Source organism: Deinococcus aetherius, assembly GCF_025997855.1.
In the GTDB taxonomy this organism is placed as follows: Bacteria; Deinococcota; Deinococci; order Deinococcales; family Deinococcaceae; genus Deinococcus; species Deinococcus aetherius.
In genome coordinates, this window is sequence record NZ_AP026561.1 from 537,337 (window position 1) to 562,040 (window position 24,704).

29 protein-coding genes and 2 pseudogenes are annotated in these 24,704 nt (G+C 64.1%); 22 read left to right on the forward strand and 9 right to left on the reverse strand.

Features of this window, described 5'->3' with window-relative positions:
* Positions 1 to 274: 274 nt before the first annotated feature.
* Positions 275 to 2,203: an RICIN domain-containing protein gene (locus DAETH_RS18660; protein ID WP_264777603.1), complete on the forward strand. Its 1,929-nt coding sequence runs from the start codon at positions 275 to 277 to the stop codon at positions 2,201 to 2,203.
* 173 nt (positions 2,204 to 2,376) lie between these two features.
* Positions 2,377 to 3,135, forward strand: a pseudogene (locus DAETH_RS18665) (transposase); the annotation flags it as partial.
* A 71-nt stretch (positions 3,136 to 3,206) separates the two neighbouring features.
* Here DAETH_RS18665 and DAETH_RS18670 read toward each other — a convergent pair.
* The 4 genes from DAETH_RS18670 to DAETH_RS18685 form a co-directional block, all read right to left on the reverse strand.
* On the reverse strand, positions 3,207 to 4,214 hold the full coding sequence (locus DAETH_RS18670) for a transposase (protein WP_264778068.1): 1,008 nt from the start codon (positions 4,212 to 4,214) through the stop codon (positions 3,207 to 3,209).
* Positions 4,215 to 4,520: 306 nt separating this feature from the next.
* Complete coding sequence (locus DAETH_RS18675) at positions 4,521 to 4,754, reverse strand: hypothetical protein (protein ID WP_264777604.1); 234 nt, start codon at positions 4,752 to 4,754, stop codon at positions 4,521 to 4,523.
* Positions 4,741 to 5,343 carry a hypothetical protein gene (locus DAETH_RS18680; protein WP_264777605.1) on the reverse strand — a complete coding sequence of 201 codons (603 nt, stop codon included), beginning with the start codon at positions 5,341 to 5,343 and terminating at the stop codon, positions 4,741 to 4,743. Before DAETH_RS18680 ends, DAETH_RS18675 begins: the two co-directional genes overlap by 14 nt.
* A 162-nt stretch (positions 5,344 to 5,505) precedes the next feature.
* Positions 5,506 to 5,742 carry a helix-turn-helix domain-containing protein gene (locus DAETH_RS18685; RefSeq protein ID WP_264777606.1) on the reverse strand — a complete coding sequence of 79 codons (237 nt, stop codon included), beginning with the start codon at positions 5,740 to 5,742 and terminating at the stop codon, positions 5,506 to 5,508.
* Positions 5,743 to 5,944: 202 nt separating this feature from the next.
* Here DAETH_RS18685 and DAETH_RS18690 point away from each other — a divergent pair, with 202 nt between their 5' ends.
* Entirely contained in the window at positions 5,945 to 6,499 is a 555-nt protein-coding gene (locus DAETH_RS18690; protein ID WP_264777607.1) for a hypothetical protein, read from the forward strand.
* On the opposite strand, the gene DAETH_RS18695 is transcribed toward DAETH_RS18690, so the two are convergent.
* Complete coding sequence (locus DAETH_RS18695) at positions 6,471 to 6,770, reverse strand: helix-turn-helix domain-containing protein (protein WP_264777608.1); 300 nt, start codon at positions 6,768 to 6,770, stop codon at positions 6,471 to 6,473. The genes DAETH_RS18690 and DAETH_RS18695 overlap by 29 nt on opposite strands.
* 199 nt (positions 6,771 to 6,969) lie before the next feature.
* Here DAETH_RS18695 and DAETH_RS18700 point away from each other — a divergent pair, with 199 nt between their 5' ends.
* The 8 genes from DAETH_RS18700 to ssb all read left to right on the forward strand — a co-directional run bounded on the left by DAETH_RS18700 (position 6,970) and on the right by ssb (position 14,443).
* A complete protein-coding gene (locus DAETH_RS18700; RefSeq protein ID WP_264777609.1) occupies positions 6,970 to 7,560 on the forward strand; it encodes a hypothetical protein in 591 nt (196 codons plus the stop codon).
* 207 nt (positions 7,561 to 7,767) lie between these two features.
* Entirely contained in the window at positions 7,768 to 7,977 is a 210-nt protein-coding gene (locus tag DAETH_RS18705; RefSeq protein WP_264777610.1) for a hypothetical protein, read from the forward strand.
* Positions 7,978 to 8,035: 58 nt separating this feature from the next.
* Entirely contained in the window at positions 8,036 to 8,569 is a 534-nt protein-coding gene (locus DAETH_RS18710; protein ID WP_264777611.1) for a hypothetical protein, read from the forward strand.
* Between the two features lie 2,256 nt (positions 8,570 to 10,825).
* A complete protein-coding gene (locus DAETH_RS18715) occupies positions 10,826 to 11,374 on the forward strand; it encodes a hypothetical protein (protein WP_264777612.1) in 549 nt (182 codons plus the stop codon).
* A complete protein-coding gene (locus tag DAETH_RS18720; protein ID WP_264777613.1) occupies positions 11,371 to 12,651 on the forward strand; it encodes a hypothetical protein in 1,281 nt (426 codons plus the stop codon). The genes DAETH_RS18715 and DAETH_RS18720 overlap by 4 nt, the downstream gene beginning before the upstream one ends.
* A 518-nt stretch (positions 12,652 to 13,169) precedes the next feature.
* Positions 13,170 to 13,313, forward strand: coding sequence for a hypothetical protein (locus tag DAETH_RS18725; protein ID WP_264777614.1), 144 nt, complete (start codon positions 13,170 to 13,172; stop codon positions 13,311 to 13,313).
* Positions 13,314 to 13,427: 114 nt separating this feature from the next.
* Complete coding sequence (locus tag DAETH_RS18730) at positions 13,428 to 13,667, forward strand: hypothetical protein (protein ID WP_264777615.1); 240 nt, start codon at positions 13,428 to 13,430, stop codon at positions 13,665 to 13,667.
* A gap of 80 nt (positions 13,668 to 13,747) precedes the next feature.
* Complete coding sequence (gene ssb, locus DAETH_RS18735) at positions 13,748 to 14,443, forward strand: single-stranded DNA-binding protein (protein ID WP_264777616.1); 696 nt, start codon at positions 13,748 to 13,750, stop codon at positions 14,441 to 14,443.
* 326 nt (positions 14,444 to 14,769) lie between these two features.
* On the opposite strand, the gene DAETH_RS18740 is transcribed toward ssb, so the two are convergent.
* Both DAETH_RS18740 and DAETH_RS18745 read right to left on the reverse strand, forming a co-directional pair.
* Complete coding sequence (locus DAETH_RS18740; protein ID WP_319993751.1) at positions 14,770 to 15,591, reverse strand: IS3 family transposase; 822 nt, start codon at positions 15,589 to 15,591, stop codon at positions 14,770 to 14,772.
* Positions 15,585 to 15,854, reverse strand: coding sequence for a transposase (locus DAETH_RS18745; RefSeq protein WP_264777618.1), 270 nt, complete (start codon positions 15,852 to 15,854; stop codon positions 15,585 to 15,587). The genes DAETH_RS18740 and DAETH_RS18745 overlap by 7 nt, the downstream gene beginning before the upstream one ends.
* A 44-nt stretch (positions 15,855 to 15,898) precedes the next feature.
* Between DAETH_RS18745 and DAETH_RS18750 the strand changes: the two are divergent.
* Positions 15,899 to 16,522, forward strand: a pseudogene (locus tag DAETH_RS18750) (ISNCY family transposase); the annotation flags it as partial.
* Between the two features lie 69 nt (positions 16,523 to 16,591).
* Here DAETH_RS18750 and istB read toward each other — a convergent pair.
* Positions 16,592 to 17,392 carry an IS21-like element helper ATPase IstB gene (istB, locus tag DAETH_RS18755; protein WP_264776794.1) on the reverse strand — a complete coding sequence of 267 codons (801 nt, stop codon included), beginning with the start codon at positions 17,390 to 17,392 and terminating at the stop codon, positions 16,592 to 16,594.
* The gene (gene istA, locus DAETH_RS18760; protein ID WP_264776795.1) at positions 17,389 to 18,675 is read right to left on the reverse strand and encodes an IS21 family transposase; all 1,287 of its coding nucleotides are present in this window, start codon (positions 18,673 to 18,675) and stop codon (positions 17,389 to 17,391) included. The genes istB and istA overlap by 4 nt, the downstream gene beginning before the upstream one ends.
* Positions 18,676 to 18,776: 101 nt before the next feature.
* Here istA and DAETH_RS18765 point away from each other — a divergent pair, with 101 nt between their 5' ends.
* From DAETH_RS18765 to DAETH_RS24715, 10 genes are all read left to right on the forward strand, one after another.
* Positions 18,777 to 19,016 carry a hypothetical protein gene (locus DAETH_RS18765; RefSeq protein ID WP_264777619.1) on the forward strand — a complete coding sequence of 80 codons (240 nt, stop codon included), beginning with the start codon at positions 18,777 to 18,779 and terminating at the stop codon, positions 19,014 to 19,016.
* A gap of 41 nt (positions 19,017 to 19,057) precedes the next feature.
* The gene (locus tag DAETH_RS18770; RefSeq protein WP_264777620.1) at positions 19,058 to 19,627 is read left to right on the forward strand and encodes a hypothetical protein; all 570 of its coding nucleotides are present in this window, start codon (positions 19,058 to 19,060) and stop codon (positions 19,625 to 19,627) included.
* Between the two features lie 63 nt (positions 19,628 to 19,690).
* Entirely contained in the window at positions 19,691 to 20,050 is a 360-nt protein-coding gene (locus tag DAETH_RS18775) for a hypothetical protein (protein ID WP_264777621.1), read from the forward strand.
* Positions 20,051 to 20,116: 66 nt separating this feature from the next.
* The gene (locus DAETH_RS18780; protein WP_264777622.1) at positions 20,117 to 20,686 is read left to right on the forward strand and encodes an AAA family ATPase; all 570 of its coding nucleotides are present in this window, start codon (positions 20,117 to 20,119) and stop codon (positions 20,684 to 20,686) included.
* A 521-nt stretch (positions 20,687 to 21,207) separates the two neighbouring features.
* Entirely contained in the window at positions 21,208 to 21,609 is a 402-nt protein-coding gene (locus DAETH_RS18785; RefSeq protein WP_264777623.1) for a hypothetical protein, read from the forward strand.
* Positions 21,606 to 22,025, forward strand: a complete 420-nt coding sequence (locus tag DAETH_RS18790) for a type II toxin-antitoxin system VapC family toxin (RefSeq protein WP_264777624.1) — start codon at positions 21,606 to 21,608, stop codon at positions 22,023 to 22,025. The genes DAETH_RS18785 and DAETH_RS18790 overlap by 4 nt, the downstream gene beginning before the upstream one ends.
* 103 nt (positions 22,026 to 22,128) lie before the next feature.
* Complete coding sequence (locus tag DAETH_RS18795) at positions 22,129 to 22,683, forward strand: helix-turn-helix domain-containing protein (protein WP_264777625.1); 555 nt, start codon at positions 22,129 to 22,131, stop codon at positions 22,681 to 22,683.
* Positions 22,684 to 22,730: 47 nt separating this feature from the next.
* Positions 22,731 to 23,414 (forward strand): transposase, encoded by a 684-nt coding sequence (locus DAETH_RS18800; protein WP_264777626.1) that lies wholly within the window; start codon positions 22,731 to 22,733, stop codon positions 23,412 to 23,414.
* Positions 23,415 to 23,483: 69 nt separating this feature from the next.
* Positions 23,484 to 23,918, forward strand: coding sequence for a helix-turn-helix domain-containing protein (locus DAETH_RS24710; RefSeq protein ID WP_406585089.1), 435 nt, complete (start codon positions 23,484 to 23,486; stop codon positions 23,916 to 23,918).
* Positions 23,915 to 24,598: an IS630 family transposase gene (locus tag DAETH_RS24715; RefSeq protein ID WP_406585115.1), complete on the forward strand. Its 684-nt coding sequence runs from the start codon at positions 23,915 to 23,917 to the stop codon at positions 24,596 to 24,598. The genes DAETH_RS24710 and DAETH_RS24715 overlap by 4 nt, the downstream gene beginning before the upstream one ends.
* Positions 24,599 to 24,704: the final 106 nt, after the last annotated feature.

Genomic DNA, 24,704 nt, shown 5'->3' on the forward strand with positions numbered 1-24,704 from the left:
GGCTAACCTCGCTTATGTACCATAACTGGGTCTCCACATCTCCACCTCACGGTCCTCACCACCGAGGCGGGCTTCACCATCACCGTGTGAATTTACGTTCATTGGTGGTGAGGCATCAAGGGCTGTGACCGCTGCGCGTCGTGTGTTATTTCCCTTTACCGGGCGGGGTCCATGAGGAACCATCCATCCTCACTTCGAAACCGCCACTCAGCAGGTGCTTAGGGTCACTCCACCCTCCCCTTCGCTCCCCTCAAGCATTGAACAAGGAGAACTGATGTCGCGCATCCCAGGTGTTCCTCGTCCGGTGGTGGCCCTGAGTCTTCCCCTCATGCTGGCTGCGTGTGGTCACACTGCGACCCCCGAACCTAGCGCAACCTCCCGTCCGGCACTCACTCCACTCGCCGTGCCGACCGGTGGACAGACCTACGCGATTCTCACCACCTGCTCGACCGCCGAAAAAGGTCTCGACGTCACTAACGCTTCTCTGGCTGACGGAGGCGCCGTGGCCCTGTGGGATTACAACTCGGGGAACAACCAGCAGTGGACCCTGCAAGCGACCGACAGTGGGTACTTCAAAGTTCTTGCCAAGCACAGCGGCCTGGCCCTGGAAGTGGCAGATGCGGGAACAGCCAACCAGAGTCCGGTGCAGCAGTGGACCTATGTAGGTGCCCCCCAGCAGCAATGGAAGTTCGAGGACGTAGGAAACGGAACCTATGAAGTGTCACCCCGGCACGCCTCGACCATGCGGCTGGACCTGCGGGGCGGACTGCTCAACAACGGTACACCGCTCCAGCTTTACAACGACAACAACACCTGCGCACAACGGTGGGTTCTTAAACCCACCGGCGCAACACCAACCGGCACCGACGTCACGACCCTTGGCGTCAAGCCGGATGACGGAATCGACGACACCATGAAGCTGCAAGCGGCGGCTGACAGCAAGAAAAGTCTCTACTTCCCCGCCGGACAATACGATATTTCGAACCAAATTACGTTCACTGCACTCACGGGTGTGACGATTTCGGGGGCTCCAGGCGCCAAAATCGTCGCTAAGTCCACTACCCCCGACACTCCAGGCTTGTTCGTGTTCAACTCCCCAACGACAGTCGCAATCAGCGGTTTGACCTTCGTAGGCAAGCATGCAAATAACATCCTTGCGACCAACTGGCAAGATGCCCTGCTCGTGAACAATGGTCAGGACGTCACGATTGACGGGGTCACCGCAAGTGATATCTCGGGAATAGGAATTTCACTTCAATCTACGACCAGGACCACTATTCAGAACAGTAACGTCTTCCACATGGGTGCTCACGGTATTTGGGGTGGGGACTCAACTTTTATCACCGTTAAAAACAACACGGTGAAGGGCCTGCTCTCCCCCTCGATCACGGCGAATACGCGCGGCATCGGTATTATGGGCACTGGTGGTAGTGACTGGCTGCTCGAGGGAAACGATGTTAGTGATATCGCTAACACGGCGACCAAGACTGAGGCCACGAACAACGTGACTTACCGCAGGAACACGGTGAAAGGTTTTCGACTTGATGGGATAAAAATTATGCCATTGATTGATCGTGGCTATACAGTAGGAATTGTGAGCAACGGTGTTATGGAGTCCAACACAGTGAGTGGTGGCGTTAATGCAGATCCACCCGGCTCCTGCTTCAAGTTCGTTGGCGTCCAAACTGGACGTCTCGTTGGAAACACGTGTTACGGCGTCTATGGCAAGAGCACGACCGCTCTTCCCCCTGGGAAATATGAGGATGGCATTACGCTGGAGGGATACCAGGGCTATGCTGTGCCGGACAATATTACCATTGATAATAATACGGTAGGAAACAGTTACACTTCGCTTAGAATCGCCGCTACTAACAGTACTGTGCAAAACAACTCCTTCACCGGCTCGAAGGAGTATGCCATCGTTATACAGAACAACTCGTTAAATAATAAGTTCCTCTCAAATACTATCAAGGATGGGGACTGGACGACCACGATCTTGTTAATCGGCGTGAAAAACACTCTGTTCCAGGGGAACACGTTCACAAACTCTAACATTGGTATTTACAGCGACAGTGCAACAAGCACAGGAACGCAGGTGATAAGCAACAACTTTACTACTACTTCAGCACCTACGAAAATATTAAACACGTCGTTTACTTGCAGCAGCAATACCAGGGACGGAGCTGCGGTCGCCTGCCAGTAAGTCAAGGTAAAAATGCGGTCCTGACTCAATGTGGGACCGCATTTTTCTGTGGTGACGTTTCATCGTGGGTGCAGCTCCAACCGCCCTCCTGTGTCCCTAGGCTTGCATCATCCACTTAGGAGTTGCATCTGCATAAGTAGCGATAAAGCGCTCCCAGCCGAGAAAATCTGGGAGTGTCAAAGTCTCAGATTCTGGGGGAGCGCGTTCGCATTCTGACAGATCAGCTCCTAGCTATCCCCACCACTGTTTATCAGCAGCGCAGCCTGCGAGCTGCGCTGCACCTGTTTCTCGACACCGCGACCAAAACGGCCCTCCACCGAGCGGTCACGGTCAGCAAAAGTGCTCTGAGCCGCTTCCTGAACGAGTACGACTGGGACACGGCTGCCTGTTGGCGGCTGCTGAACCGGGCTCAATGGGATGCTCTCCTGCTGGCGGCCCGACGGCAGCGTCGGGCTCGCTTGCGGCTGAGCATTGACCTGACCAGCCTAGAGAAGATGGGGCAGCAGCTCCCCTTCGTGCGGGTCTACAACGAGGTTTACGGCATTCATCTGGTCGTCCTGTTCGCCGAGTATCGGGCGTTCAAGTTCCCCATTGCCTACCGGGTCTACCGGGGAAAAGGAACCGCCACACCCGTCTCCCTGGCCCTGGAGCTGCTGGAGGAGGTCCCCGACGACATTCGCCGACGATTTCAAGTCTGCGTACTGGCGGACAGCGGCTTCGAAGCCGCTGTCTTCCTCGACCGGGTGCGCGCCCTGAGCTTCGAGTTCGTGGTCGGTGTTCGAGCCACGCGACGCACCCTGCATCCCGGTGCAGTCACAGTTGCCGACTGTGAGCATGGGGCCTGGCTGGAGTTGCACAACTGGCCGCACGACACGCTGACCCTGGCTCGCATCGAGCGGGGCGACCGCACCTTCTTCTCCGTCGCTTCTGAAGACTTGTTGCGCAGTAGCTGAAGGGGCAGCGGGGCGACGTGAACCGTCGCCCCGCTGCCCTGCCCCTGGCTTCAGAGCGTGGAGAGGTGGAGTCGGCGTTGCCAGCGGAGATTGACGAGTCCAGCGACACAGCCCCAGATCACGCCATGCCGTGAGGGCTGGTTCCTGAAGAACGCCTGGCAGGCGCGGAACTTCTTGATTCGGTTCATCACGTTCTCTACCGTGATGCGCACTTTCGAGATCAGCCGGTTCAGTTCACGTTGCTCCTCGCTCAATTCGCCGTTCTTCGGGCGCTTGGTCGGCACGATGGTCTCCCAGTCGGGGTAGACCTTCTCCAGCCCGGTATAGCCTCGGTCCCCCCAGACGCGGACATGTCGAGGCAGCCGGGTCATCAAGCGGGAACGCCGCAGCACTTTCATGTCGTGGGCAGGGCGGCTGGCGGTCGCACTGAGGTGGACAATCTGCCCCTCGGGCGTCACCGTGACCTGGGTCTTCAAGGTGTGGGTGCCCTGCTTGACGCTGGAGAAGCGCTTCTTGTCCCTGGGTCGCCCCACCGCCTGCTTGCCCAGCTTCTGCCCCTTCTTCACCTTCGGCTGGCCTCGGGGCTGCTCGGTGCCATCCACCACGACGTCGGTCAGCTCGGGGAACACCTCCAAAAATTCGTCGAGCGAGCGTATCCTTCTCGGCTTCTTGGCCTCTTTGCCGGGGGCCTCGTCCGGCTTAGCCTGAAGTGTCCGGGGACGCAGGGGAGCAGGCAACGCCTGCTCCAGGACGGGCAGCAAGCCGTGGATGTTCCGGCAGACGTTCGCCGCGTCCAGGTCAAACAGGATGCCCAGGACGTGCATCGTGAAGTACTGGCGTAGATAAAGCAGCGTGACCAGCAGCCGCTGGCTCAGGTCCAGCTTGAAGGTGTTGCCCGCTCCGATGCGCCTTGCCCGTCCGGCGCGCAGCAGGGAGCGGCGGTGAGCCTGCTCCCACAACGGCTCCAGTTCGATGAGGAGCTGATCGAACTCTACAGGAGTCAGCCCCACCAGCCGCTCGAAGGAACGCGCTCGGGACTTCAGCTTCTCCAGCCGCAACACCCCCGAACTTACCCGCCCTCACCTCTACTGCGCAACAGGTCTTGAGGAGGTCGGCGAGACGATGTAGAGAACGTGCCGGGAGGGTTAGTCGGCCTACTTTACGACCTAAAGATGGTCTTCCGCGAGATGTCGGCACCCGCTGCCATGCGAGCTAGACCCACCAAGTTCGAGCGTTCAAAACGGTCCGCTTCACTCCCCGTTCGGGGAGCAGGCCAGCCCCAGGTGGGGGACAGGGGCCTGAAAGCTCGAGCCGGATACGGTGAAGTTCGAACGGTTGGTTCTGAGGGGGCGAGGAGTGCCCGTTCAGGCATAGGGAGAGGGGGGGGTGGTGATGCGCCGATCCACCCACTCCAGCTCAGCCTCGGAGAGCAGCCAGTCCCGCGCACCACTCACGCCGTTCGCATAGGTGGTCGCCTCATCCAGCGCCGCGTTCCATGCCGCTTCGTCCCACTGACCGGCAGCGATCATGGCATCCACGCGATCGGCCAGCTCGCGCATCGCGCGCGTGTCTACCTTGTTGCGTTCAAGAATCGCCATGATCCACCTCCAACAGGGCCCGCGCCTGTTGCACCATCCTATAACCTACGGGGTCGCGGCTCGTGAGTTCCCGGTGGTGGTAGACCGAGGCGCTGAACGTTTCACAGAAGTACTCGTGCCAGTTCTCCTCGGCCCGTTCACTGACTGTTCGGCTCATGTCCACGGCTTCACGGAACACCGGCTTGATCAGCGCCTTGACCGCCTCCCGGCCCTCCTGCTCCATCAGGCGGTAGAGGAGGCAGTGACCCAGCTCATGCACAAAGGTCCGCTGCATGGCCTGTTCCGGGGTGGTCGCTGAAGTCGCCACGGTGGCGACCTCGCCCCATCTGAAGGGGATCCCGTAGTCCTCGCCCTGCACCCTTCGCGCAGAGATACGGATGGTCCCGCAGATGTGGTCCCCGGTGAAGTGGCCGCCGTCATCGCGGAGCTCGCCGCTCACCCGCACCGATTTCAATGGGGCCCGAGCAAGGTACTGATCCAGCCCGGCGAGTTGGGCTCCTCGAAGGACGGTTCGGCGAACCGCACCCGGGCGCAGCCCTTCCACTTCCTGGATGTGCTGGCCGACTTTGATCCGTTCCTGGTCACTCATGGGAAAGAGGTTCCGTGCCGCATCGGGCACGACATTTTACAGGGCCTCTTCCCACGGCGCCTGCTGGACCGAGGCGTGTTGTGGTGGCCTTGCTTGGGGAGGAGTCCGCAGCGGCGAGGCTTAAAAAGCGAGGGCCGAAGCGTCCCAACAATCCTGCCCCCTTCAATCTGGCACGTACTCGAGGACATCTGTGAGCTGGACATCCTCGCCAGTGAGCTTGCGCAGACCGTCGAGCACACTTAACAACGTGGGTAGATCAATGCGTGTAGGCTCTTGTCCACGCCTCGTCATTCGGTAGACAGTGTTCATGTAGCTGGTTCCCATCGCTTTACCCAAGGCATACGCGGTGAGGTTGCGCGCCTCTAGGTAGTCGGCGAGGCGCCAGCGAAGGGCAGACATAGCGCCATTCTGCCTGAAACAGCCTCTTCCGCAGCCCCCGCAGGCTATCCCCTATACACATAGTTAGCTGTAGTGATAATATCATAGACCTGAAGGGGCAGGAGCCTGGAAACTACGGCCCCTTCAGAATCCAAACCTGTTGAGGAGGATCAGATGCAGGATAACACCGACCAGCACGCAGAGCGCGCTGCCGAGGGGCACCATGCGTGACCTCTCCCGGGCCGAGAGCCGCTTCCTAGGTCTCCCAGGCGCCCACCGCCCCCGCAGCGATGCGGAGGCCCAGCCCATCGAACAGGTGACCCTCAGCTTCCAAGCCAAGGTCTTCCTCACCGAGGGGCTCTACGCCTCCGGGGCCTACCGGGGGGGCGCCCTGTTTGGGTTTCAGAGCGAGGGTGACCTTTCCATCCAGTTCGCCACCCCGGCCGGGTACACCTGTGGCGACCTAGGCCTCCGCCAGCAGCCCCTCGCCCTCGACGAGCGCTTCATCCTGGGCTGGAGCGGCGCCCTGGAGGCCGCCTATCCGGGCAAGCTGAGTTGGGTCGGCAACTGGCTGATGTACCCCGACAGCCAACTAGCCCCCCTCGAGCGGGACCTGGAGTGGCTCCACGAAGGGCTCGACACCGATCTTTTCAACGAGGAGCACGTTCTCCTGACCGTGGGGTGGGACCTGGGCGTGCTCAGCGCCCGAGCCCTCGGGTACAACCGGCAGACCCGGGAACCCCTGACCTTCACCCACGATCTGGTGGGAGAGGAGTAGGGGAGGGGTCATCCCCCGCCAGCCGGGCCTCGACTTGACCAATGAGCGTGGAGAGGGGCAGATCGAGGGCCTCGGCCACGGCGAGCAGGGTAGACAGGCGCAAGTCGAGCTTGCCCTGTTCGATGAGCCCCATGTGGCTGCGGTACACGCCCACCCGGTCGGCGAAGTCGTCCTGATTGTACGAAGGCTTGCGCCCGGCACGGATCAGTTCGCCCAACGCGACCTGAAAGGCGAGGTGTTCGGGACGGGCCTGACGCTTGCGTGGCGGCATCTCGCCACGCTCTTCCTACACCTCTTTCGATGCGACGCCATGCCTTATGGCCTGATATATTGTGCAGTATGGGAGCGAGTTGCCGTCACCTGCCCAAATTACCGTTGCCCGGCTCCTGCTACGCCTTGCCCCCAGCCTGCCTCGCTTTGGAACCTCCGGCGGGGACTCCCCGCGCGGGGCGCTGTTCCGTGGAGGTCGCATGAAATTCACCCAGCTCCTGCCCTGCCTGTTGCTGCTAACCTCGTGCAGCGCCGGCGCCCGGAACACTCCCGATGCTGCCCTCTTCGAGAGGGTCGTCAAGGGCGACAAAGCCGCCATCCAGCCGATCTGTCTCACCGTCTTCAGCCCCGTGGAGGACCTGCCGACCAAGTTCCAGCTCTCTGCGGAAAAGGAGTCGTATTTCCAGAGATTCAAGGTTCTGCAAAAACATGGCTACGTCGAGATCAAGCGGGGCAAAGCCACCGATCCTTTCACCGGGGCGCAGGTGGACGCGTGGGCCGTCAGTCTGACTCCCAAGTGGACCCGGGATTTCCAGACGCCCTACAGCGGTGTGCGTTGCATCGCGACCTGGAAGGCGCAGCGGGTCAAGGACTTCACGCCGCCCGCCGAGGTCAACGGGGTGAGGGTCGCGTATGTCGCCGTAACGGGTACGCAGCAGTACCTCGGATGGGCGAGGAATGCAGAACTGCGCCAGGTCTTCCGTCTGCCGGACCTCAAACCCAGCACCGAGCGGACCTACACGCTGGTCCTGAAAAACACGGGGTGGCAGGTGGCGGCGGTCGGGCCGTAACGTGACCGGCCTCGCTGCAGAAAAAGGGCTGGATCAGGATGGGTGCGCGTCGTTCGGCGCGGGCGAGTGGCCTACTCATCCCTGGTCCGCAAACATAGAGGTGAACCGCCGGTCACCGTCTCCCGACCCCATCCACCACGGCCTCACGCCCTGGGGCTCGGGCAGGACTGCGGCCGCCCGGCTCCCCTTGCCGGGGGAGGCTCGGGGATGAGCTGGGTCGCCGTGGTGCTGCTCGTCCTGATCGTCATCGGCGCACGCCAGCAGGGGGGAATGCGCGAGAAGCCCGCTCCTCCCCCTCCACGCAGGACCTGGCGCGAGCGATCCTGGCTTCGGCGCCTGACCCTGCCTGACCCGCGTGACGTCGTGGCCATGCAGTTTGTGGAGGACGAGCGTGAGGACCGGGACGGCGACGCCTGAGGCCGCCACAAGAGCGCCCGGGTCCACCTCCCTTCCACTCGAAAGGACAGCGCTGCCCATGACACACCTATCGGATGCTGAAGTGGCCGAGGCCCCCGAACTCACGGTCGAGGGCGGACTTGTCCTTTGCGATTTGATTCCCGAACGTCGTGTGCCGCCCCGCGAGGGGACGTTCCAGAGGGTGCTGGATGGCGGGTCCCGTACGGTCAGGGTGGCGTCCGTGGACATCCTGCCCTGCGGGGATGACGCCGTGGTGCTGCGGGCGCTGCTCGACTTGCACGTGCGAACGCCTCTCCCGCGCGGACGCGTGGTATGCACGGGGGATGAGCTGCGAGCGGCGACCTCGTTCCTGGTGCCCGACCTGCAACTGACGGATGAGCAGGTGTACTTCACGCTGAAACGCTTGCTGGCCGCCATGGTCACGGTCACGCAGCACGGACCAGGCGGCGGGACGGTGATGTTCAACTTCATCAGCGATCTCGAGATCGACGCCCACGAGACTGCCGACCGCTTTGTGCTGTCGAGGGTGACCGTCTCTCTTCCAGAGAGGACCCTGCGGCTCGGACGGGCCGGTGCCGCTCCACAGGGCTAAAGCTCGAGCTCTTCAGTCGAACCTCCGGGAGGTGGCGAGCCCGGAGGCCGGGGTGGGGCGACGGGCTGTTGGGCGCGAGAGACAGCAGGGTCGAGCGCACCGACACCCCTAGGGTCACCGTGATCGCGGTTCACCCCCAGGACCTGTCCAGGGTCTATGAGGACGTCGGCACGGTGGTACGCAACCTCCCCGACGGTCCCATGCAGGAGGGCGTGATGGTCGGCGACTGGCTCCTGGTCGCCCGAACAACCCAGGCCCCGTTCGCCCGACGCCACCGGAATCCTGTCACCGTTCCCCCCGGCGGGGGCCGGGTACCGCCGTTGCCACGGACCGCACCTGACCTCACGTGCAGGCCACAGCCCTTGCCAGTGGCCCCCGCAATCAGGCCGGACCTCCAGGGACCTCCAGCTTCCGGAGTGCTCGAGTCCGTCCCGGCAGGGCGCTCCCAGGCCGAGCCACGCCGCACCGAACAGGGAGCATGAAGACGGGGAGCGAACCGAGGGGAGCAGGCCGAGACGACGGCTCTCGCCGGTGGTCAACAAGTCAACCGGTTCGATGGTGGTTCAGCACCTCCGGCACCACGTCACCGACTCCGGCCGCCACCACTTCGCCCTCCACCAACCGCGCCTCACCCAGACGGCGCAGGGTGCGCCACAGGAGCGCCCGTGGAGCAGAGCAGCACCGCCTGCCCCAACCGGTCATCGGTGCGCTTCCCATGAGCCACACGTCGCGGACGAGGAGCTGTCAGAACCTGACGGGGACGCAACGATTTGCTGCGCCGCCCGGAGAGTCTGGCGTGGACTAGAGTCAGGGCCGCCGTCCCGGCAGTCCGCAGGACGGGCAAGGGCCACCGCGGGTCGGGTCGGACACCCTCCGACCTCCCACCCGGCCTCCGGTGTCGACGGCAGCCACGGACGGTCCGCACCATGCAGGAAGTCCTACCCACAACACCTTCCTCCCACGCACCGGGAGCGACACCTGACCGAACTCGCCTGCGAGCGGCTGTCCTCCGGCAGCCCCGCTCTGCCGGGGCGAGTAAGGCCGGGGGGCACGAGGAGGTAGCTGTGCCGTGCCCGGTCAGGAACCCGAGCGCTCTCTGCAAAAGCAGGCCGAACCCGGACCGCTGGAGGTGGTGCAGACACCATTCGGTGGGCTGGCCAGAACGCCTACCTCGCCGTTCACGTCCGCCGCTCCGGTCGCCGCATGCGCCTCCGGTCAGGCGGTCGCGCCGCGCCAGCGACAGGGCGTTCGACGCCGAACCGAAGGGCAGAGCCCGGGGTGGTCCTCCAGCGTCCAAGAGAGCCGGGAACAGGGCGTCGCGAACTCCTCTCCCGACCCTGCGGGTGGGGACCCCGGCAACATCCGGGGGCACACCGCCGCACACCCTCGCGACCGGCAGAGCTTGCGAACTGTCGCAGCTCTCCGGGATCGGCACTGCCCGGTCAGGCTGGCCGCGAAAATCGCCGCGAGGCGGGACGCGCGATCCCGGGGTCAGCCGCCGGACCAGAGGCACACCAGAGGAGCAGTCGACCGGACGCGAACCCGTCCCCGAGCAGTAGCTCCTTGCGACGGCCCCAGCGTCCCCGCAGATGATTCCGGCTGGTCTCTATGACCCACAAAGCCTCTCCTGAGTGATCCTCAGACACCTGGCCGAACCATCACCACAGGACCCGACGAGTGAGGAGGCCAGGGCAACCTGAGTGACGGTCAGTTGTGGGGTCAAACGTCCGGTCGAAGAGGCCGGCTCCTACCACACCCGGGGCGTCCCTTCAAAGTTCGAAAATGACCCGCCAACCCGTCAGCGAGAACATACCGAGAAGCGATGGGCAGGTGCTCAAGAGCGAGAAGCGTCATTCGGCCCGGCCATCCCTGGCACATCCGTGACGGCCTCTCCTCGGAGATCAGTCTCGCCGCCGGCCATCGCCGCACGACAGCACTCGACCCTCCCAGGGTCCAGGTCACCCGCCGCGATCCGTCAGGTTCTATGGGGGGAGCCAATTGCGTCACCAAGAGCGCCACCCTGTCAGTTGTCAAGACAGGAATCGGCTGACCTGTCTCTGCTCTCGGCCTTCCCAGGGCACCCGGAAGCGCTGCGGCAAGGAAGGCTCAGGCAGGTTCGTCAATCCCCGTGCCAACCTCCGCCGTCGGGCGGACATCCATTTCTTCCTGAAGGGAGCCAGCGGGCCGAGTGGCTGTCGGCCTGCGGGACTGGTCCCAAAACCCTCGGGCGGCACATGCTGGGTGTGGGAGAACACCATGAACGACACCCAGAACATCCCGGATCAGCCTCACACCCCCGCACCCACGCCTGTCCAGAGCGCACCCGGGGAAGCCCGGGGCAAGTCTACGAAGCTGGAACTGATCCGCCTCAGCACGTGGCTGCAGAGCGTCCCCGAGGCGGAACGTGCCCGGGCCATCAAGGAGCTACCGAACGCCATCCGCAAGGGCACCATCAAGGCGATCCCAGTGAACGACCCGGCCTTCGAGATCAGCTATCTCTACCCCTCGGGAAGGCGCTACACCCGCACCCTGAACGAACTCGCCGTGTGTCTGGACCAGAACGCGAAGAACTGGCTCCAGGAACAGCGCCGGGAGTCGCGGTACGACAGGATGGGTGTCACCGGCAAGCCCATCACCTCGTTCGACTCCCTCCTCCAGAGCGAGGAGGACATCCCCCGCCTCGCCCGCATCCACCACAGGCACCTCAACCGCAAAATCACCGACAAGACCACAAACAAGAACGCCGACAAAACTGCGGGCAAGACCACCGACAAGACCGCAAGCAAGGCCGTCAAAGCGCAGTGAACAAGCATGCCCCCATCACCCTGACCGACGAGGAGAAACAGGCCCTCCACGACCTGTACGTGCACTATGGAGCCTGGACACCCGAGGAGGCCGAAGGCCTCCTCTCACGCCGCCGGGAATTCCTGCGAGAGGGCCTCCTGGTAGAGGTGGATACTCTGATGGGTCCCATGACACTGCTCGGGGTCAAGGGCCGCCGCGCGGCGTTCGAAACCTCGGAGGGAGCGAGGAGTCTGAACCGGCAACTCGACTGGGCCTACCTGCGCCTCAGCCTCGCCCAGCTGGGGTGGGACCTCATCCAGAATCCGAACCTCGGACGGGGCCTCCGGCAGTACGACAGGACGGGACTTCTGCAGGAAGTGCGGACCGAACACGGAATCGCCCTGGTGGGGGGTCAACTCAGCCACGGCGGCTACAGCGCCAACAGTCTCAAAAGCGTGGTCACCCGCTTCAAATCCCTCGCCCTCACGCACCGCTTCTGGGTGATCATCCTCACCCCCAGTCCGACTCGCGGCCAGGGCGTCGCGCAGGCGAATCGGTCCATGCTCAAGGTCGTTCACGTGCTGCCGAAGTTCACCGCACGGACCAGCGTCGTGAGGACCGCCCGCCCCCGTCCGGAGAGCGCCGACAAGCCGCTCGACACCGGTCCGAGGATCACTCCGTACATGGCCGAGAAGGCGCAGTCGAAGCGCAGTCACCTGATACCGGACCTGTCGTTGGAGATCCTCCAGATGACGCGCACAGAACGACGTGAACGGGCCCTCGAAGCCCTCTCTCACGACGGCGTGATCAGTACCGGACAGCTCACCCGGCACTACGGTCCGGACGAACACGATCTGGCCGGGACCCGCTACCGCGAGGTCCTGGTCAGGCCGATCCACGCACGATACGGCCTGGAGGTCAAAACGCGGTTCTACACGGCCTCCCAGAAGCTCGCCGGGATGGAGAGTTACGAGCTGGCCCACCTCGCCGGAACCGCCGAACTCCGACAGCAACTCGGGGTCCCGCCGGGCCGCCACTGGCAGGTTGACAAACGCGGCAGACTCCCTTTCAACGAACCCGACGCGGTCTACGACAGTCCCTACGGTCCGGTCGCCGTCGAGTACGACAACGGCTCCTACACCCTGTCCACCGTGCAGCAGAAGCTGGAAGCGTTCAGCGACCGCGACTTCAAGGAGGTGGTCTGGGGCGTCGCCGGGGAACGCCGCCGCGCGACCCTCGAGCAGAAGATCAAGGCGTCTCTGGCCCGTCCGGTGCTCTGGGCGGAGTGGTGGAAGTAGTGCAACAAAGACCCCCGAACTTCGTCCTCTTTACCGGTGATCCAGTGAGTCAAGACGTAGCGTGGATCACCCTCTCCAGGCTCGCTCTCTAGTAACATGAAGTCGCTCCGAAGACGAGCACTTGATGACCCAGTAAGTTCACGCCAGCCACCCCAACCCCCTGCTCTCTTCGAGACTGACCACCCAGGACAGATCCCCGACACGCTAAAGACACGGAAGTGCCTGAGGCGAAGCATCAGCACCTCACCCCCCGACAGGCTAAAGACAGCCCCGGGGGAGGGCTGATTTACGCCCCGACAGACTAAAAACAGAGCCCTAGACGTTAATCCCTCTAGGAAGAGGCATCTGCCCTGCCTCCGCGTGCCCGTCCCAGCGTCTTCTTTGCCCCCCATATCCACTCTCGCAGGCCCCCGCTTTCGCCGTTGCGAGGGAGGGTCGGATGGAGAGCGAATCCGGGAGTCCCGGTGTCCTTCGGGGCAGGACCGGGTCACCCCCGGCGAGCGGGGGTGAGGGTGGGCATGACGACTAGGCAACAGACGGTGCACGCGATTCATCTCCTCGAGCGGGGCGAACGGGTGCAGGAGGTCTGCCGGCGCACCGGACTCAACCCGGTGCAGGTGGGCGTGATCGCGCAGGAGGTCGGGCTCAGACTCAGGCCGTGAGCGAGGTCTGGGCGAGGAGGCCGACGAGACCCTCCGGGAGGCGTGAAGGAGACCCGCGCGGGTCTCCTTTGTTGTTGGGGAAGCGCGTCACCCCCGGGCGGGGAACGGGCCACCATGACCCAGGCTGCCGACCTCGCCCGCACGCGCCGTCACCAGCTCACCCACGACCTCGCCCTCACCGCCCGACTGATGCGCGCCGACCTCCGGCTCCTCGAGCGGATGGACCGGGTGCGGGGTCAGGTCTCGGAAGCCACCCGCGAGGCGGCGAGGAACCTCCAGGAATTCCTCGAGCGTTGCCGGACAGTGCTGCGTGAGTACGACGGACTGATCGAGGGCCTGAACACTCACCCCTGACGGGGCGGGAGGCGGGCGGGAAGGACGCGGCCCGGCACACGCCGAACCCCCGGCCGCCAACACACCTTCCGGGAGAGACCATGAACCAGTTCAACCGAGCCGACCTCACCGCCGCCCTGGTGCGTGCTCCCCAGACCCGCGTGACGCCCTCGGGACTCTCGGTCCTCGAGGCGACGGTCGAGGTCGAGGTGACCCGCGCGAACGGGTCGGTCGCGCCGATCTATCTGCCCTTCACGATGGCGGGTCCTCAGGTCGACCTGCTCGCCCCCCGCCTGGAGGCCGGGACACCGGTCGTGATCGAGGGGATGATCGTGCAGGAACGCTGGGAGCAGGGGGGGGAGCAGAAGTCCTGCCTGAAGGTCAAGGGTCTGCACACCGAGGTGCTGGGCTGGACCGGGCTCGAGTTCGTGCGCGACACCCGGGGCGGGGTGCGGCTGAAAGGCGGGATGAACGAGGCGGTGATGGGGGGCAACCTGCTCGCGGACCCGGTGTTCCGGCAGGGAGGGCAGGTCGTGGAACTCGCCCTCGCCCTGAACGAGAACTTCCGGGACCGCCAGGGGGAGCGGCAGGAGCGGCTGCACACCCTCCGGGTGGTGGGGTGGCGGGACCTGGCCGAACGCGTCCGGAGGCTGGGCTTGCGCAAGGGGAGTCCGGTCTTCGCCCAGGGGTTCCTCTACAACGACGCGTGGAAGACCACCGAGGGTCAACCCCGCAACACGATCAAGCTCGAGGCCACCCGCATCGAACCCATCTCGGTGCCCGCCGCCCGCGCGTAACCCCCTGCTCACCAGAGACCCCCGAAGGGGTCTCTTTTTTTCTACGACGGCAAAGGGGGCTTGAGAGGGTAAGCTGGGGAGGCGGAGGTGCCGGTTGGCGCGTCGAGATGCCCGTGAGCCTGCCCCACGAACCGAAGTCCTGCGGTGTGAAACGGAGACCTGTCCGACCTGTGGGCAGTCCACGACACTGGCGTACCACAACAGCCGACGCCTGATGACGCTTCATGGGGCGGTGCAGTACATCCTCAAAATTCGGCAGTGCCGTCATCCGGAGTTGAGCCTGCCCCATTTTGTGGTCCAGACTGGACCCCTCACGGCAGCCTACCTCAGCCCGCCGAACGGCGGGCAAATTCCTGCGGCGCCAGGTTGTCCAGCGAGCTGTGCGGCCGGACTCCGTTGTAGTCCCGGCGCCACACGCTCAAGACCAACCGGGCCTGCGGCAGATTCACAAACCAGTGCTGGTCGAGGCACTCGTCTCGGAAGCGCCCATTGAAACTCTCAATATAGGCGTTCTGCACAGGTTTTCCCGGGTCGATGAAGTGTCGCTCGATCCCCTGTTGGTGGGCCCAGGCATCCAGGGCGCGACTGGTGAACTCCGGGCCATTGTCGCTGATCAACACCTTCGGCTTCCCCCGTTCTCTTACAGCTTCCCCCAACAGACGGGCGACGGTGTCGCCCGTGATCGAGGTGTCGGCGAAACACACCACGCATTCCCGGGTGAAGTCATCCACGACGTTCAAAACGCGGAACCGCTGCCCGCTGGCGAGCTGATCACTGACAAAGTCGGTACTCCAACGTTCGTTGGCCGCTGAGGGCACCGTCAACGGCGTGCGGCGCTGCACCACCCGCTTTCTCCGGGTCTTTTTCCTGACGGTCAGGTCGAGCGCCTTGTAGACGCGATACACCCGCTTGTGATTGACCACCTTGCCCTCCCGGCGCAACAGCACCTCCAGCCGCCGGTACCCGAACCGAGGTCGCTCCTGGGCGAGTTTCTGGAGCTTTTCCCCCAGCTGTTGATCGTTTTTGCGGACCTTATAGCGATGCGACGAGCGACTCAGGCCGAGCACACGACAGGCTCGACGTTCACTGACGCCGTGATGAGCTTGGAGGTAGCGCACCGCCTCACGGCGCTGCGCGGGCGCTACCACTTCTTTCCCACGACATCCTTCAGCATCGCGTTGTCGAGGGCCAGGTCAGCGACCAACTTCTTCAACCGGGCGTTTTCATCCTCAAGCTGTTTGAGCCGCTTGGCGTCGTCAGTTTTGGGCTGCTGGCTGTAGGTGGCCCTCCAATACTGGATGGTCTTGCGGCTGATCCCGGTTGAGCGGCTGACCGCTGCGATGGTCTCGCCGTTTTCGACCCGTCCGAGAACTTCGAGGACCTTCTCTTCACTGTGTCGTTCTTTCCCCATACGCTCCCCCTGTTCTACCTGGGGTGTCAGCGCTGGACCTCAAAATGGGGGCAATGTCAGAGTGTGCGAGGTACCGACAGCCCCTTCGGCCCGAAGCCGAAGGGGCCCTGGCGTTACCCCGTTCCGAATACGGGCTGGACGTTCTGGCGTTGATCGGGGCGCTGCGGTACAGCGAGCATCGTTCGGTGCCGGAGATTCACGCGGTCCTGTTGGACCGCGAGGTGGAGGTCAGCGAGCGGAACGTCACCCATCTGCTGCATCGGTACGAAGAACTGCTGGCGCTGCGCCTGACCGACGCCACCCGACTACGGGAGAAGCTGCGTGCCCAGGGGCAAGTCATCCTCGCTCTGGATGGTCTCCAGCCCGACGTGGGCCATGAAGTGTTATGGGTGCTGCGGGATGTGCTGTCGGGGGAAGTCTTGCTGGCACGTGCCCTGCTGGGGGGCGGTGAAGCGGAACTGACGCCGCTGATTCAGGAAGTGAAGGAGGCCCTCGGGGAGGGCCTCCCGATCATTGGTGTGATCAGCGATGGTCAACACGCCATTCGCCATACCATCGCTCAGGTGCTCCCTGGCGTCCCGCACCAACTTTGCCAGTTTCACTATCTACGTGAGGCGGCCCGTCCGGTCTTCGAAGCTGACCGACACGCCAAGGTGCAACTGAAACGGGAGTTGCTGTCAATGTCGGGTTCGTCGTGAGCAGTTTCGGCGGAATGGGTGTGACCACCCCCCTGACGTTTACGGCCGCTGCACCTCCTGACTCGCCTCGCTGTTCCCCAGCAGCGCGCTGGGGAACAGCCCGGACTTTTTCTTCTCCCGCAGGCGATACGACTCGCCCTTGATGTTCAGCACATGGCTGTGGTGCAACAGGCGGTCCAGAATGGCGCTTGCCACCACCGGGTCCCCCAGTACCTCACCCCAGTCGGCGAACCCCTTGTTCGCCGTCAGAATCACGCTGCCCCGCTCGTACCGCGCGGCGACCAACCCGAACAGGGCGTTGGCGGCTAAACGGTCATACGGCCAGACCCCGAACTCGTCGATCACCAGCAGCTTTGGCTTGGCGTAGTACCGCAGGCGGTGTTCCAGTCGATTCAGGGCCTGCGCTTTGCGCAGGTCCTCCATGAGCTGCCCGGCCCGCACGAACAGCACCGTCTCCCCGTGGGTGATGGCGGCCAGGCCCAACCCCACCGCCAAGTGCGTCTTCCCGACGCCGGGCGGGCCCAGCAGGATGACGTTCTGCCCGTCCGCGGCGAACGACAGCGTGCTCAGCTCCTTGACCAGGCGCTTGTCGACACTCGGCTGGAAGGCGAAGTCGAACTGCTCCAGGGACCGCATAAAGGGCAAACGGGCCTGCTTCAACCGCCTGGCACGGCCTTCCTCGTCCCGGGCCGTGACCTCGATCCGCAACAGGTCGGCCAGAAAGTCCGCGTACGGCAGCTCCTTTTTGGCCGCCGCGTCCAGACGGCTCTCCAGCAAGCTTGCCGCATGCGGCAAGCCCAGGGCCAGCAGGTCATCCCGGCACCGCAGGGTGGCGATCATGCCTCACCATCCCGGAACACGGTCGCCAGCACCTCTTCCAGGGTCGCCGTCTCCCCAACGGCGACCAACGCCTCGTACTCGGCCAGCGGGCGTTGCTCGACCCGCATCTCGGGCAGGCCCTCGGTCTGGGTTGCCAGCAAGGCCCGGCGGCGCCGGGAGTCGTCTCCGGGTGTGGGCAGCCCGTCGTACTGCGCTTCCGCCAGGAAGCGCGCTCCCCGTTGCGCCGACCGGGGATGCACCGCGATGCGCATCCCCCCGCTGAAGAGCTGTACCTCCAGGTGGTCAGCCTGCACCTCGACCGTCTGCCCGGCGTAGCGCCACGGGACGCCGTAGAAGTTGCCGCCGTACGACACGAACCCGTCCCAGGCCACCTTGCGCACCTCCCGCACAAACACCGACAAAGATTCCAGTGAAGGGAGTGGGGTCAGTGTCGGGCGTTCCAGGGCGAGCCGTTCCACGGGCTTCTCGCGGGTGGTGCCGTGAGTGCGGACGTTCGCCACATGGTCAAGCCAGTGCCTGGCTTGACGGTTGAGATCGGCATCGTCCACGAACCGTGCCCCCAGCCAGAAGTTCTTCTCGACGTACCCGACCCCACTCTCCACCTTTCCCTTGGTACGGGGCCGGTAGGGGCGGCACAGCCGAATCGAGAAGCCCAACCGCAAGGAGAAGTCCAGAAACTGCGAATTCCAGACGGGCTCGCCGTTCTGATCGCGTTCGAGGACCACCTGTTTGGTGTTGTCGTACAGGATGGTCTGGGTCAGTCCGCCGAAATAGGCGAACGCGTTGAGATGGCAGCGGATGAAGCTGGCGGTATCGGCCTTGCGGATGAACTCCACGTACAGCGCCCGAGACCAGCCCAGCACCATCACGAAGGCCCAGATGGAACGGGTCTGCCCTTCGAGGTTCAGGTAGCTGTAGCGCCCGAAGTCCACCTGCGCCTGCACCGCAGGCGCGGTCTCAAAGCGGGGCGTCACCCGGGTGGCGGACACGGGTGTCCGCCGAAATGGGCGGATAAAGTCCTTGACCACCGTGTACTGCCCGGTGTAGCCCTGGACTTGCACCTCGCGGAAGAGGACGACCGCACTCAGGACGCCCTGCCCGATGCGCTCCTTCAGGTAGGGGACATAGGGGTCGAGCTTGCTTCCCCGTTTGGGACGGGGTTTGGGCTGTGGGAGGCCCGGGGCTCGCAGGTACTTCTTGACGGTGTTGCGGCTGAGGTCGAGGGTGCGGGCGATGCCGCTGATGGTCTGTCCTGTGGCCTTGAGTTCGATGATTCGTCGCACCTGGGCGCCTCCGAGCATCCTGACCTCCGATTCACCGCGAATCGTAGGCCGGAGGGGGCTGCTACCTCGAAGTGGTCAAATCTGTTCCGCCCCTTCTGGTCATGTTGAAACCGCCACCGTCATTGCGGGGCGTTCGCAAGCTGGAACGCAGTTTGGAGGTCCGCACGGACTTGCCCGCCCGGGTGCTGCTGGACTATTGCCTGGCGGTTCGGGGTGCCTTGACCGATGATGGCCGCCCGCCGCTGGCGGCGAGCGGCCTCAAACTCCGACGCCGCATCCAGGAAGTCGAGGGGTCCTTGGCGCGTGTGATCACGGCGAAAAAGGGGCGCAAGAACCCGTAGACCCCGAGCTGCGACGGCTGCACGTTCATCTCCAGCGGGCTTTGGAGCGCAGCGATGCGGGGTGGCCGGAAATCGACCGGGCCTACCGCCTGGTGTCCCAAGCAGCTCAGGTACTTCAGAACGCGGAGGAGGGCACGGCCCAGCAGGTGGAGGGGCGCTTCGAGACCGTCTTGCAGCGGATCGAACGTGAAGCGAACCGGAACGGTTCGCTTCACGACGCCCTGCGGCACTTTCTGAAGGTGACTGCCAGCTATCGTTCGCACCTGTTCCACACCTACAGCCTGCCTGGCCTGCCACGCACCAACAACGATCTGGAGCAGTTCTTCGGCGCCGCTCGGTACCACGAGCGGCGTATCGCCGGACGCAAGGTGGCCTCGCCCAGCACCGTGATCCGTGGGCAAGTTCGTCTGGTCGCGGCCTTCGGCACCCGACTCCAACCGCCCGTCGGACCTGATCTCCGGCCTCGCTGCCTCACGGCCTGGCGTCATCTCCGGGCTGGGCTGGAAGCCCGACATGAGGCACGACGACAGCAACTCCGCTTCCGCCGTTCTCCTGACCAGTACCTTGCTGCCCTGGAAGCCCGCCTCCTCAAGCCCCCTTTGCCGTCATAGTTTTTTTTGGGGACTGGGGCGGACGGCGTCACCCCCCCGGCAGGCGTGGGGGTGGGGGCGGCCATGAAGGTGACACCAAACGATCGGCCCCGAACCGGGGCCCAGGAACCTGTTCCGCGTGACCAGCTCTGGCTCGTCCGACTGCTCCGGTTACAGGAGGCCATCCGGTTGCGGCAGGACCCCGACCACTTCGACCCCGACCTGCCCCTGGGCGAGGCGTCGCCCCCTGGACTGCGGGCGGCGGAGACGCAGCTGCTCTCGGGCGAGGTGCGGGAGATGGACGCTCTCTCCCTGATGTGGACGATCGCGAGCGGGGAGGTGCTGCTCGGCCTCTTCGGAGAGGAGAGGCTCGGTCGGCTCCCCTCGCTGCTCGACCGGATGCGAGGGGAACTGCGCTCGAGACGCCCCGCGCTGCAGGCCTGACCGTCACCCGCGCCGGGGCCGACCCCTGCGGGACCGCCCCCCTCATGGCGCGGGCTGGAGGCGGGCATGGTCGAGACGGAGCGGGAACACACCGGCGGGAAGTGGACCGGGGAGCACCCCTGGGCGCTGCTGGGGCAGCTCACGGCCCAGGCCTGGGCGCGGGTGGCGAGGGCCCTGACGCGCTTCACACGGGAACAGCTCGCGGTGGTGGACGCGGTGGTGAACACCGGGGATAACCTGATCGTGGAGTCGACGGCGGGCTCGGGCAAGTCGACGCTGCTCGAGGCGCTGACCGACGTGCTGCCCAGGCCGAGCCGGATCGGGGTGTTCGCGTACAACCGCACCATCGCGCGCGAACTCAGGAAGCGGCTCGCCAAGGACCTGACCTGCGCGACCCTGCACGCGCACGGCCGAGCCATCATCGAGGAGCACAGTCCGCGCGACCTGGTGACGCCGGAGCACAAGCGCAAGAACATCACAGACGCGTATCTCAAGCGGCTCGGCCTCTACAGCAAGGGGACGGCCAAGATGCTCTGCGCGCTGTTGGTGCTGACCATGACCCACCTGACCCCGCCCAGGGCCGAGGAGATCGCAGCGCTGACACTGAGGCACGAGTTCGAGTTCCGTCCACTGTGAGGGCCTTGGCAAGCAGTTCCTGGCTCAGGTGGAAGACGATCTGGCTGGGCGTGAGCCGGTAGCCCCGGGCCTTCAGGACGTAACGGGCGATCTGGTCGAGCAACCGGGCCAGCCGCCCGGCCCCCTCGGTCCTGGCCCCCCGTCCACGCTTCGGGCGCAGGGCGGCTAGGTCCAGCAGCTCGTCGAGATCGGGCACGTGCGGCGCCGGTTCGGGCTTCGGCTCCTGCACCTCGCGGACTGGGCACACGACCACCCGCGTCGAGGCGCTGTACGCCTCCCTGACCCCCTGCGGGAACTCGTGAGGGGAAAGAGGTCGGGTCGGCCTCGCGGCGGGCCTTCTCGTGGCTCCTGCGCCGTTCCTCGCGGTCGAGGGGAAGGTCGGTGCCCAGTGCCTTCAAGGTATCCCAGCTTTGTGGAAGAAGTTAAGCGACCTCCTCCATGGGAGGTCGTCTTTGTTGAAGTCTTAAACCAAGCACGGCCCGCCCTGACCGCTCCTCCTACTCCCCTTAGTATGATAAGTTGTGAGTATACGACTGCGGCTCAACCTCGGCGGCTACCTGCAACGCCACGGGCTCACGGCCTACCGCCTGGCACAGGCCATGGAAGGGCGGGTCTCGGCCAACACCATCTACACCCTGGCCCGCAAGCCCGCCCAGCGCATCGACCTCTCCACCGTGGGCGAGGCGCTGGGCCGCCTGACCGGGGAGCCGGTCAGCATCACCGACATGCTGGAGGAAGCGGCGCCGCCCGCGCCTGCCCCGAGCCCGGCCTCGCTCGCCGCCCTGCGGCTGGACCCGAACCGGCCCACCTTCGACGCCTCGAACCTCAAGACCTTACGGCGCCACGGGCGGCCGGTGGTGCCCCGGCCCGGCCCCAGTGCCGAGGAGGTCATCGCGCAGGACCGGGGCCGGGAATCGCGTTGACGGTCACCTATCCTGATTCCAGCGCCTTCGCCAAGCTGTACCTCGATGAGTCGGGCCGGGAGGAGGTGGAAGCCCTGGTCGAGGAGACCGGCCAGGTGGCCGCCTGCAACATCGCCTATGCCGAGGTGCGGGGCGTCCTGGCCCGGTATCACCACCAGGGGCGCCTGACCGAAGAGGAGTACGTGAGCGCCAAGGAAGCCTTTGAGGCGGACTGGGAGACGACCAACGTGGTGGATGTGACCCCGGCCCTGCTGCGCCTGGCCGGTGACCTCCTGGGGGCCCACGTGGGGCTGCGGGCGATGGACGCCCTGCACCTCGCGGCGGCGCTGGAAGTCCGGTTGTCCCAGGGGCTGCGCTTCCTGACCTTCGACCTCCACCTGGGGCAGATCGCCCAAGCGTTGATGCCCGGCGCATAATCCTGACTTCGTGTGCATTCGGCGCTAACTTAGAGAAATCAAGGGCGGCCTGCGGGCCGCCTTTCGCCTAGTGGGTCAGTTGGCACAGGTGTAGACTTTGAAGATGCCTCGCCGCCAGAAGAACCCGCTGCGTGCCCTGACGGATGAAGAGCGCGCCGTGTTGGCACGGCTCAGCCGGTCACACCACACCGCAGCGGCGGTCGTCAGCCGTGCCAAGACGCTGCTGGGGGTGGCCGCAGGCTTGCCCTACACCCAGGCGGCACGTGGGGCGGGGCGGACATCAGGTGAGGGGGTGGCGCATTTGGTCGCGCGCTTCAATCAGCATGGCCTCAAAGCACTGGACACCCGTCCAGGTGGTCGTCCCCCGGTGCTTTACGGTTCCGCTCAGCGGAGGCGCATTCTGGAAACCGCACGCCGGAAACCGGATCGAGAACAGGACGGCACGGCCACCTGGTCCCTCGCTACCCTGCAACGCGTGCTGCGCCGTGAACCTGGTTTCGAGCACCTGAGTACCTACACCATCCTGAACGTCCTACACGAGGCGGGGCTAACCTGGCAGCGGGACCGCACCTGGTATGAGACGGGCACGGCCAAGCGGCAACGGAAGATGGGCGTTGTGGTGGTCACGGACCCCGATGCCGAGGCAAAAAAAAGCTGATTGAGCGGGCGTATCTCGAAGCCGAACGTGAGGGACTGGCGGTCTGGGTGGAAGATGAAGCCGGACCCTACCAGGCTATTCCCCACCCCGGGACGAGTTGGCAACCCCAAGGGGAGCCCACCCGACTGCCCCATGAGTATGTTCGGGGCGGGACGGCCAAGCTGCTGACCCTCTTTCACCCGTCCAGCGGTCAAGTGCGCGTTCGAGGGGTCACGTGTTGCACGAACGCCGTGCTGCATCCCTGGATGCAGCAGACCCTGACCGAAGTTCTGGAGCAACTGCCGGTGGCAACGGTGTTGCCACCGGCTCACAACCGTTCCGTCTGGGAACGCTGGCAGGCAGGGCTGAGCGTGAGGTTCACGCTGCTGGAACACCTGCCGCCCCTCCGCCTGCTGTTGGTGTTGGATAACCTCACCGGACACAAGACCCCGGAACTGGTGTGCTGGTTGATGCGGCAGGGGATCATGCCGCTCTCTACCCCGGTGGCAGGCAGTTGGCTGAACATGGCCGAGTCGATCCAGCGCATTCTGGTTCGTCGCGCACTGGCAGGCCACTGTCCGAACAGTGCTCAGCAGGTGATCGAGTGGTTGGAGGCCAGCGCACGGGGATGGAATCGCGCCCCAACGCCTTTCGTCTGGGGTGGAAAACGACAAGCCCGCCGTCAGCGGGCTCGTGCCAGACGTCATCCTTTGGCCGGTTCTGGTGCCTACACCCTTCAGGTCCTTCAGTGAAAACCTACACCTGTGCCAATTGACCCACTAGTGGTCGACCACGGACAAGAGAAGGTCTAAGATGAGGGTATGGGACGGCGGAAGCAGTTTGTCGTGACGCTCAGCGATGAGGAGCGTCGTCAACTTACCGACATGACGCGAAAGGGCGTGATCAGTGCGCGGGTCATGACCCGCGCACGTCTCTTGCTTCTGGCTGACCAACAGTTGAAGGATGATGACGTGGCCGAGCGGCTGGACATCAGTCATTTGACGGTCGCCAGCATTCGGAAGAAATACACCCAAGGTGGGCTGCAAGCCGCCTTGTACGAGAAGGCTCGTCCGAAACCGCCGTCAAAACTGGGTCCTAAGGAGACAGCAATCCTGATTGCAGAAGCCTGTTCAGGAGGTCCAGATGGGCAAGCCAAGTGGACCATGCAACTCCTTGCAGATCGTTTGGTGACGCTGGGCGTAGTGGAAAGCATCAGTGATGAGACGATCCGGCGAACACTGAAAAAAACGACTTGAAGCCCTGGCAAGTCCAGAGTTGGTGCATCGCCAAAGTCGGCGCTGATTTCGTCTGGCGCATGGAAGAGGTGCTGGACACGTACGCTGAGCCGTATGATCCACTGTACCCCGTGGTCTGCTTCGACGAGAAGTCCTATCAATTGTTGGCGCACATCACTGAACCGCTTCCACCCGTGCCGGGACACCCGGCACGGGTGGACTACGAGTACAGGCGTTGTGGAACGGCCAATCTCTTCATTGCTTTTGAACCCTTGACCGGGCAGCGGACAGTCACCGTGACCGAACGTCGCAGCAGCGAGGAGTTCGTGGCACAAATGCAGGCTCTCCACTTGCGCTACCCCGAGGCGAAGACAATTCGCCTGGTGCTGGACCAACTGTCCACGCACACGCCGTCCTCGTTGTACCAGCACCTCCCGCCCGACGAAGCAAACGCCTTGAAGAGGCGGTTTGAATGGGTCTACACGCCGAAGCACGCTTCCTGGTTGAACATGGCGGAAATGGAATGGTCAGTTTTGGAGCGACAGTGCTTGAGACGACGGTTGGCAACCTTTGAGGAACTCAACAATGAAGTCAAAGCCTGGGAAGCGGATCGAAATGCTCGGTCAGTTAAGGTGAGCTGGCAATTCAATACAGACAAGGCACGAGTGAAATTAAGCCGCCAATATCCGTCCCAAAATTAGGCCTAGCTATGTCTGTGGTTATCCACTAGTGGTTGACCACAGACAAGCGTAGGCTTAAAACTTTGGGATGATGAGAGCTACAGGGTTCGTCTAGCACATACTTTCT

What these genes read in the sequence shown, in the direction of transcription:
- DAETH_RS18660 (WP_264777603.1), top strand. Translation starts at nt 275, where the DNA reads ATGTCGCGCATCCCAGGTGTTCCTCGTCCGGTGGTGGCCCTGAGTCTT.
- DAETH_RS18675 (WP_264777604.1), bottom strand. Translation starts at nt 4,754, where the DNA reads ATGGCGATTCTTGAACGCAACAAGGTAGACACGCGCGCGATGCGCGAG.
- DAETH_RS18680 (WP_264777605.1), bottom strand. Translation starts at nt 5,343, where the DNA reads ATGAGTGACCAGGAACGGATCAAAGTCGGCCAGCACATCCAGGAAGTG.
- DAETH_RS18685 (WP_264777606.1), bottom strand. Translation starts at nt 5,742, where the DNA reads ATGTCTGCCCTTCGCTGGCGCCTCGCCGACTACCTAGAGGCGCGCAAC.
- DAETH_RS18690 (WP_264777607.1), top strand. Translation starts at nt 5,945, where the DNA reads ATGCGTGACCTCTCCCGGGCCGAGAGCCGCTTCCTAGGTCTCCCAGGC.
- DAETH_RS18695 (WP_264777608.1), bottom strand. Translation starts at nt 6,770, where the DNA reads ATGCCGCCACGCAAGCGTCAGGCCCGTCCCGAACACCTCGCCTTTCAG.
- DAETH_RS18700 (WP_264777609.1), top strand. Translation starts at nt 6,970, where the DNA reads ATGAAATTCACCCAGCTCCTGCCCTGCCTGTTGCTGCTAACCTCGTGC.
- DAETH_RS18705 (WP_264777610.1), top strand. Translation starts at nt 7,768, where the DNA reads ATGAGCTGGGTCGCCGTGGTGCTGCTCGTCCTGATCGTCATCGGCGCA.
- DAETH_RS18710 (WP_264777611.1), top strand. Translation starts at nt 8,036, where the DNA reads ATGACACACCTATCGGATGCTGAAGTGGCCGAGGCCCCCGAACTCACG.
- DAETH_RS18715 (WP_264777612.1), top strand. Translation starts at nt 10,826, where the DNA reads ATGAACGACACCCAGAACATCCCGGATCAGCCTCACACCCCCGCACCC.
- DAETH_RS18725 (WP_264777614.1), top strand. Translation starts at nt 13,170, where the DNA reads ATGACGACTAGGCAACAGACGGTGCACGCGATTCATCTCCTCGAGCGG.
- DAETH_RS18730 (WP_264777615.1), top strand. Translation starts at nt 13,428, where the DNA reads ATGACCCAGGCTGCCGACCTCGCCCGCACGCGCCGTCACCAGCTCACC.
- ssb (WP_264777616.1), top strand. Translation starts at nt 13,748, where the DNA reads ATGAACCAGTTCAACCGAGCCGACCTCACCGCCGCCCTGGTGCGTGCT.
- DAETH_RS18745 (WP_264777618.1), bottom strand. Translation starts at nt 15,854, where the DNA reads ATGGGGAAAGAACGACACAGTGAAGAGAAGGTCCTCGAAGTTCTCGGA.
- istB (WP_264776794.1), bottom strand. Translation starts at nt 17,392, where the DNA reads ATGATCGCCACCCTGCGGTGCCGGGATGACCTGCTGGCCCTGGGCTTG.
- DAETH_RS18765 (WP_264777619.1), top strand. Translation starts at nt 18,777, where the DNA reads ATGTTGAAACCGCCACCGTCATTGCGGGGCGTTCGCAAGCTGGAACGC.
- DAETH_RS18775 (WP_264777621.1), top strand. Translation starts at nt 19,691, where the DNA reads ATGAAGGTGACACCAAACGATCGGCCCCGAACCGGGGCCCAGGAACCT.
- DAETH_RS18780 (WP_264777622.1), top strand. Translation starts at nt 20,117, where the DNA reads ATGGTCGAGACGGAGCGGGAACACACCGGCGGGAAGTGGACCGGGGAG.
- DAETH_RS18795 (WP_264777625.1), top strand. Translation starts at nt 22,129, where the DNA reads ATGCCTCGCCGCCAGAAGAACCCGCTGCGTGCCCTGACGGATGAAGAG.
- DAETH_RS24710 (WP_406585089.1), top strand. Translation starts at nt 23,484, where the DNA reads ATGGGACGGCGGAAGCAGTTTGTCGTGACGCTCAGCGATGAGGAGCGT.